Genomic DNA, 7,167 nt, shown 5'->3' with positions numbered 1-7,167 from the left:
ACATATCCAGTGACTGACACTCCGCTTTCGCGAGCAAGCCCGCTCCCACATTGGGTAGAGGTTGATGCAGGAATCGGGCTCTACCGCTTATTCAGCCGTAGACGGCTTCTCCCACAAGTTAATCCCGCCTTCCTGGGCAAACCGATCAATCTCCGCCAACTCCTGCGCGCTGAAGCTCAGGTTCTGCAACGCACCGACGTTTTCAATGATCTGCTCCGGCCGGCTCGCACCGATCAGGGCGCTGGTGACCCGTGGATCACGCAACGTCCACGCCAACGCCATCTGCGCCAGGCTCTGGCCACGGCGCTTGGCAATTTCATTCAGCGCGCGGGCGTGGGCGATGTTGGCCTCGGACAAGTGCTTGGCCTGCAACGAACCACCCCCCGGACGATTGACCCGCGCATCCGCCGGTACGCCGTTGAGGTATTTGTCGGTCAGCAGGCCCTGGGCCAATGGCGTGAACGCGATCACCCCGGCACCGAGTTCTTCGGTGACGTCCAGCAGGTCTTTTTCCACCCAGCGGTTGAGCAGGTTGTAGGCCGGCTGGTGGATCAGCAGCGGGACTTTCCACTCCTGGAGCAGCGCCGCAATTTCCCGGGTTTTCACGCCGGAGTAGGACGAGATCCCGATGTACAACGCCTTGCCCTGTTGCACGGCGGTGGCCAGTGCGCTGGCGGTTTCTTCCAGCGGGGTGTCGGCATCAAAACGGTGGGAGTAGAAGATGTCCACGTAGTCGACGCCCAGGCGTTGCAGGCTCTGGTCGAGGCTCGCCAGCACGTACTTGCGCGAACCGCCGCCCTGGCCATAAGGGCCCGGCCACATGTCCCAGCCCGCCTTGCTGGAGATGATCAGTTCATCGCGGTAATGCTTGAAGTCTTCCCGCAGCAAACGACCGAAGTTGATCTCGGCGCTGCCGTATGGAGGGCCGTAGTTGTTGGCCAGGTCGAAGTGGTTGATACCCAGGTCGAACGCGGTGCGCAGCAAGGCGCGCTGGGTGTCGATCGGGGTGCTGTCGCCAAAGTTGTGCCACAGCCCCAGGGACAGTGCCGGCAGCACCAGTCCGCTGCGACCTACGCGGCGGTAAGGAATAGATTCATAGCGGTTTTCGGCAGCAATGTAAGTCATCGAATCCTCTCTTGGACTTGGGGCAAATAAGGCCCGGGAATAAGCATATTCCCGGGCCTTTTAAGCAGCTGAATCGCTTAAGTCTGCCTATCCCTTTTACAGCAAAGTCCTACCAGAGTGGAACGACGTAGCTTACATAGAAGCGGTTTTCATCTTGCACCGTGGCACCGGTGATATCCGGGCTGGCGTGGGCATTTCGCCAGGTTACGCCGAGGCCTTTGAGGGTGCCGGTGGGCACCTGGTAAGCCACGGTGACGTTACGTTCCCATTCACTGGTAGTGCCTTGGGTGGTGCGGATGTCATCGCCGTGTGCGTAGGACGTGGCGAAGGTCAGGCCGTTAAGACCGAGTTTGCCGAAGTCATATTTGTACTGCGCCAGCCAGGTGCGCTCGCCGGCATGCTGGAACTTGTTCAGTTGCATGTTGGTGAGTGCCGGGGTGTCGGCGCCCGAGCCCGGGCCCTGGTTGCTGGCACCGCTGTTCAGGCCGGAATCCAGGTACGGGAAGTCGCTGTCGCCGCTGTTTTTCTGGATGCCCAGGCCGACGGTATGGCCGTCCAGGCTGTAGCTTTCCAACAGGCTGACGGTGGACTGGTTGATGCGGCCCTTGGAGGTGCCATCGCCGTAGAGACCCGCAGCCGAATAGTCTTTGTCGCCCGCGGCGTTTTCACCCACACCCAGGCTGCGGTACAGGCGCACGTCGGTGTCGATCGCGCCGACAGGCAAGGCGTCATGACGCTTGGCACCGAGGAAGAACTGCTGGTAGTAATCCTCAAGGTTGGAGTACCACAGGCTGACGGTGGTGTCCGGCAAACCTTTGTAGTCCGCGCCGCCGTAGAGGAAGCGATCGCTCTCTTTGGTGCCGCCGGCGGTGATCATGCCCTGGTCGCCGGTTTCGTTGCGGATCTTGGTCTTGAGGATGTCACCGGCGGTAAAGGTGAAGTCGGTCAAGTCCTTGGAAACCAACTGCACCCCGGTGTTGGTCTGCTGGTACAGGCGGCCGTCGGTGTTGGCCAGCACCGGGTTGTTGCCGTACAGCGTACCGACGCGCAATTCATCCTGGGCGAAGCGCATCTTGAAGGTCGGGCTGAGCACGCCGAACTGGTCGGCCGACTTGCCGTTATCCAGCGGGAACATGCTGCCGGGGTAGCGGCCCTGGTGATCCTTGTCATTGAGGTCGCCGCCGGAGTCCAGTTTCAAACCGTAGAACGCCTGCAGGTCCAGGCCAAAGCCCACCGGCCCATCGGTGTAGCCGGACTTGAAGTTGAACTCAAAACCCTGGCCCCAATCACGGATGCTGTGGGCCTTGTTATTGCTGTTTACCACATCCCGCCCCTGCTGGTTGAGGTAGCGGTTGAGCAGGGTCACGTCGGCGTGGCTGTCATCGATAAAATCGGCGTGGGCGGACAGCATAAAGCTCGCCATGGCGGCACCCACCATGGGGCTTAATAACGTCTTCATTGGTACCGGTCTCCGTCACTGTTCTGAAATGAAAGCGTCAAACGCTTCACACAATTAGGCGATGGCCATGTGACAGTTCGGAGTCAAAACACCCTTTACCCGGATGAAATTAAATTTAAGAAACCCAGTAAAGACGCGGGTTAGCGGGCAGTGGCGAAGATTTCGGCGAGCCAATCGACGAACACTCGCACCCTCGGCGACATGTGTCGGTTTTGCGGATAGAGCACCGAAACCGGCATGGGCGGCGGTGGTCTATCAATGAGGATTTCCTGCATCACGCCCTGGTTGATCAGCTCGGCGATGCGGTAGTGCGGGCACTGGATAATGCCCAGTCCGGCGACTGCGCTGGCGGCATAAATCTCTGCGCCGAACACCGACAGCGCCCCCTCGATCGTCACTTCCTGCACCTGGCCGTCGACCATGAATTCGAAGGGGAACAGCTTCGCGGTGGTGCGTGAAACATAGTTCACCGCACGGTGCTCGCCCAGGTCGGCGAGGCGCTTCGGCTCGCCGTATTTGCGCAGGTAGGCCGGGCTCGCGCAGGTCACCTGGCGCAGCGTCGCAACCCGGCGACCGATCAATGCCGAATCCCCCAGGGTGCCCGCCCGCAGCACACAATCCACGCCTTCGGCGATCAGGTCGACGAAGCGGTCCGCCTCGCTGATGGACAGCTCGATTTCCGGGTAGCGCGCCATGAATTGCGGCAGCGCCGGGATCACGAAGTACTTGGCCAGGGTGCCGTGCAAATCCACCCGCAGGCGGCCCTTGGGGGCCACCGAACGGAAGGCCAGTTCCGCCTCTTCCAGCTCCGCCAGCAGTTGCACACAGCGCAGGTAATAGGCCTCGCCATCCAGCGTGGGGCGGACGCGGCGGGTGCTGCGTTCCAGCAGGCGCGTGCCGAGCCAGGCCTCGAACTGGTTGAGGGTGTGGGTCAGGGTGGCGCGCGGCAGGTTCAGGTCATCGGCCGCCAGCGTGAAGCTGCTGCGTTCGTAAATCCTCACGAACACTTTCATCGCTTTGACCTGGTCCACGGCGCGTCTCCATTGTTGGCGATTCTTGAACAGTCAAGGCAACTCTGGCGCATTTATCGGCCTGGGTAAACATGTGAATCTGCTTCCACACCCAACCACTGCCCCAAGGAAACCAGATCATGACTACCCAAGTTGCTATCGTTACCGGCGCCTCACGCGGCATCGGCGCCGTGGTTGCCAGACAACTGGCTGCCGACGGTTATGCCGTCGCCATCAACTACGCCAACAGCGCCACCGAAGCGTCAAGGCTGGTAGTGGAGTTGCGCCAGGCCGGCCACCAAGCCATAGCGATCCAGGGCGACGTGGCCAGCGCCGCCGACGTCAAGCGCCTGTTCGACGAGACCGAAGCCCAGCTGGGCAAGGTTGATGTGCTGATCAACAACGCCGGGATCCTCAAGGTGCTGCCGCTGGCCCAACACAGCGATGAGCTCTACAACCAGAACTTCGACATCCATACCCGCGGCACCTTCAACGCCCTGCGTGAAGCCGCCACCCGCCTGAACGACGGCGGGCGCATCGTCAATTTCTCCAGCAGCACCGTCGGCCTCAACTTCCCCGGTTATGCGGTGTACATCGCCAGCAAGGCGGCGGTGGAATCCCTGACCCAGGTGTTCGCCAAGGAAATGCGCGGCCGGCGCATCACCGTCAACGCCGTTGCCCCGGGCCCGGTGGCGACCGAACTGTTCCTGCATGGCAAAAGCGAAGAGCAGATCCAGGGCCTGGCCAAGATGGCACCGCTGGAACGCCTGGGCCAACCGGAAGATATCGCCCGCGTGGTGGCGTTCCTGGTGAGCCCGGCCGGTGGTTGGGTGAACGGGCAAATCCTGCGGGCCAATGGTGGTTTGGTCTGAAGGCCACGCAGCACTCACTCTACGACGCATTGATATTGTGGCGAGGGAGCTTGCTCCCTCGCCACAGGTTTGGTGTTCACGGAAAATCAGCGGGTATCAGGAGACTTAAGATATGCACACCGCCCGCGTCATCACCGCCGGCCTGATCCTCCTCGCGCTGATGCTGTTCATCGGCCAAAAGCTGGGCGTCAGCCGGCACATTCTGGCCTACAGCTTTGTCGGGATCTGGCTGGTGGTGTCGGTGGTGAACGGCGCGGTAGGCGTGGTCACTGCCGGCCAGCCCCTGGTCTCGGAGCTGGTGATCGGCAGCGGGGTATTCGGTGCGCCGTTGGTGGCACTGGCCCTGTTTATCAGGGCCTGAGCCTTAACGAACCAGGTGCAGGAACTGCATGTGCCGTTCGTACTGGTCGAGGATGTCGTTGATGATCTGCTCCTTGGTGTAGCCCACCAGATCGTAGTCCTGACTGCCCTCGCTCAAGTGCACTTCCGCCCGGTAGTAGCGGCGGTTGTTGAGCTGCTTGGAACCCATGCCGCCCCGTGCGAATGACGGGGTGAAATAGCCGCGCATCTGCACCTGATACACAAACGGGTGCTGCTCGCCGTGGCCGATCTCCAGGCTGACGCTGTCGTTGGCCGGGTCAGGCTGGGTGACCACGTTGAGGCCTTTTTCGACAAACACCGCCGTCACTTCTTCGATGGCCGGGCGCACCGTGGTCTCGAGGAAACGGTACACCTCATCCCGTGACGGGAAATGCACCGCCTGGCTCAGGCGCTGGCGCCAACCGCCCGTGCCCTTGCGTGAGCCCGATACCGGCGCGAGGGAATGCATCTGCGCAATCTGCTTCTGCGACTCAAGGTAGAACGCCTTGTGCAGCCCCCACATCATCAGCAGCAGGATCATCGAGAACGGCAGCGAGGTCAGGACCACGGCCGACTTGAGCGAGTCGATGCTGCCGGCAAACAGCAGCGCGCTGGTCACCAACGCGGTCATCGCGCCCCAGAACACCCGCAGCCACTTCGGCCCGTCTTCATCGGCGTTGCCGCCTTTGGCCGACAAGGTCGAGAGCACCACCGTGCCGGAGTCGGCCGAGGTGACGAAGAACACGAAGCTGATAAACACCGTGACCGCGATCACCGTCTTGCTCCACGGGTAGGTTTCCAGCAGCAGGTAGAGGCTCATCGACGGGTCATCAATGGCCGACTGTCCCAGCGCCGTAAGGCCGTGGTTGAGTACCTGGTCGATGGCGCTGTTGCCGAAGATCGACATCCACGCCAGGGTGAAGCCCAGCGGGATCAACAGCACGCCGAACACGAATTCACGGATGGTACGACCGCGGGAAATGCGCGCGATAAACAGGCCTACGAACGGCGACCATGCGATCCACCAGGCCCAATAGAACACGGTCCAGCCGCCCAGCCAGTCGCTCGGTTTGTCGTAGGCGTAGAGGTCGAAACTCTTGGTCGGCAAGGCGCCGAGGTAGTCGCCGATGTTCTGGATCAGGGTGTTGAGCAAGTGTTGGGTAGGGCCGGCGAACAACACGAACAGCAGCAGCGCACAGGCCAGCAGCATGTTGATGTCGGACATCACCCGCACGCCTTTATCGACACCGGAGACCGCCACCAGGATCGCCGCGCCCATCATCAAGGTGATGAGGCCGACCTGGATCCACTGGGTGTGGGCCACGCCGAACAGGTAATCGAGCCCTGAGTTGAGGTGCAACACGCCAAAGCCCATGTCGGCGCCGAGGCCGAACACCGTGGCGATGATGCCGAAGCCGTCCACCGCATAACCGATGGGGCCGTTGATGCGCTTGCCGATCAGCGGATACAGCGCCGAGCGCAACGCCAGCGGCAGGTTATGCCGGTAGGCGAAGTACGCCAGGGCCATGCCGACGAAGGCGAACACGCCCCAGCCATGCAGGCCCCAGTGCAGAAACAGGATCTGCATGGCCTGGCGCGCCGCGTCACCGTTCAGGGCCTCGCCCTGGGGCGGTTGCACCAGGTGAGTCAGGGGTTCGGACACGCAGAAGAAAAACAGCGTGATGCTGATCCCGGCGGCGAACAGCATGCCGGCCCAGGACAGGTAACTGAATTCGGGCTCGTCGTGGTCGGCACCGAGTTTGATCTTGCCGTAGCCCGATAACGCGGTGACCACCACGAAGACCAGATACAGGGTCATCGCCAGCATGTAGTACCAGCCGACCGTGTTGGCCGCCCAGTTTTGTGCGGCCAGCAGCCAGGCGCCGGCTTGTTCTGGAATCGCGATGACGGTCAGGCCGAACAGCAGGATGAAGCTCGCGGCGAAGTAAAACACCGGCGGGTTCATGCGGACCAGACCGCTGGAAGGTGTGGACGATGCACTCATGTAGGGCGCACCTCAAGGGTATGGGATGTGGCTGTAAAAAACGGACTCAGCAAAGGTAAGCCTCCTGTTGTGAGCGGGCAGCGAACCACCGATTTAACTTGAACGAACAGTCAAGTTAAACATGGATAGGGGTTTGAGGACTAATCGCAGGGCTGAGTGGTAGGTGTTTCCTACACTAGCTCAAGGAAAGGTATGACGTATGGGGATGACGAAACGTTCAGCGATTGCTGAGTGAAATACGGCTCGAATTTGGGTAGTGCGGCTCAAATTTGGAATGCAGACAAAATGTGGGAGCGGGCTTGCTCGCGAATGCGGCGTGTCAGCCAACACTTCTGG

At 61.2% G+C, this 7,167-nt stretch carries 6 protein-coding genes; 2 read left to right on the top strand and 4 right to left on the bottom strand.

Annotated features, from left to right (window positions below):
• Window positions 1–87 precede the first annotated feature (87 nt).
• The 3 genes from mgrA to ACW9I6_RS29025 form a co-directional block, all read right to left on the bottom strand.
• Window positions 88–1,125: an L-glyceraldehyde 3-phosphate reductase gene (mgrA, locus tag ACW9I6_RS29035; RefSeq protein WP_003211877.1), complete on the bottom strand. Its 1,038-nt coding sequence runs from the start codon at window positions 1,123–1,125 to the stop codon at window positions 88–90.
• A gap of 109 nt (window positions 1,126–1,234) precedes the next feature.
• Window positions 1,235–2,563 carry an OprD family outer membrane porin gene (locus ACW9I6_RS29030; RefSeq protein WP_080673292.1) on the bottom strand — a complete coding sequence of 443 codons (1,329 nt, stop codon included), beginning with the start codon at window positions 2,561–2,563 and terminating at the stop codon, window positions 1,235–1,237.
• Between the two features lie 161 nt (window positions 2,564–2,724).
• Window positions 2,725–3,615, bottom strand: coding sequence for a LysR family transcriptional regulator (locus ACW9I6_RS29025; RefSeq protein WP_457340113.1), 891 nt, complete (start codon window positions 3,613–3,615; stop codon window positions 2,725–2,727).
• 119 nt (window positions 3,616–3,734) lie between these two features.
• On the opposite strand from ACW9I6_RS29025, the gene ACW9I6_RS29020 reads away from it, so the two are divergent.
• Both ACW9I6_RS29020 and ACW9I6_RS29015 read left to right on the top strand, forming a co-directional pair.
• Window positions 3,735–4,466, top strand: coding sequence for an SDR family oxidoreductase (locus ACW9I6_RS29020; protein WP_008435807.1), 732 nt, complete (start codon window positions 3,735–3,737; stop codon window positions 4,464–4,466).
• Between the two features lie 112 nt (window positions 4,467–4,578).
• A complete protein-coding gene (locus tag ACW9I6_RS29015) occupies window positions 4,579–4,827 on the top strand; it encodes a hypothetical protein (protein ID WP_087692731.1) in 249 nt (82 codons plus the stop codon).
• A gap of 3 nt (window positions 4,828–4,830) precedes the next feature.
• On the opposite strand, the gene betT is transcribed toward ACW9I6_RS29015, so the two are convergent.
• A complete protein-coding gene (betT, locus tag ACW9I6_RS29010; protein WP_003211865.1) occupies window positions 4,831–6,792 on the bottom strand; it encodes a choline transporter BetT in 1,962 nt (653 codons plus the stop codon).
• Between the last annotated feature and the right edge of the window lie 375 nt (window positions 6,793–7,167).

This window comes from Pseudomonas sp. SDO5522_S412, from assembly GCF_054071215.1.
This window is presented reverse-complemented; position numbering and strand designations above follow the sequence as displayed.

Coding starts and splice junctions, on each gene's coding strand:
- mgrA (WP_003211877.1), bottom strand. CDS start 1,125: ATGACTTACATTGCTGCCGAAAACCGCTATGAATCTATTCCTTACCGC.
- ACW9I6_RS29030 (WP_080673292.1), bottom strand. CDS start 2,563: ATGGTGGGTGCCGCCATGGCGAGCTTTATGCTGTCCGCCCACGCCGAT.
- ACW9I6_RS29020 (WP_008435807.1), top strand. CDS start 3,735: ATGACTACCCAAGTTGCTATCGTTACCGGCGCCTCACGCGGCATCGGC.
- ACW9I6_RS29015 (WP_087692731.1), top strand. CDS start 4,579: ATGCACACCGCCCGCGTCATCACCGCCGGCCTGATCCTCCTCGCGCTG.
- betT (WP_003211865.1), bottom strand. CDS start 6,792: ATGAACCCGCCGGTGTTTTACTTCGCCGCGAGCTTCATCCTGCTGTTC.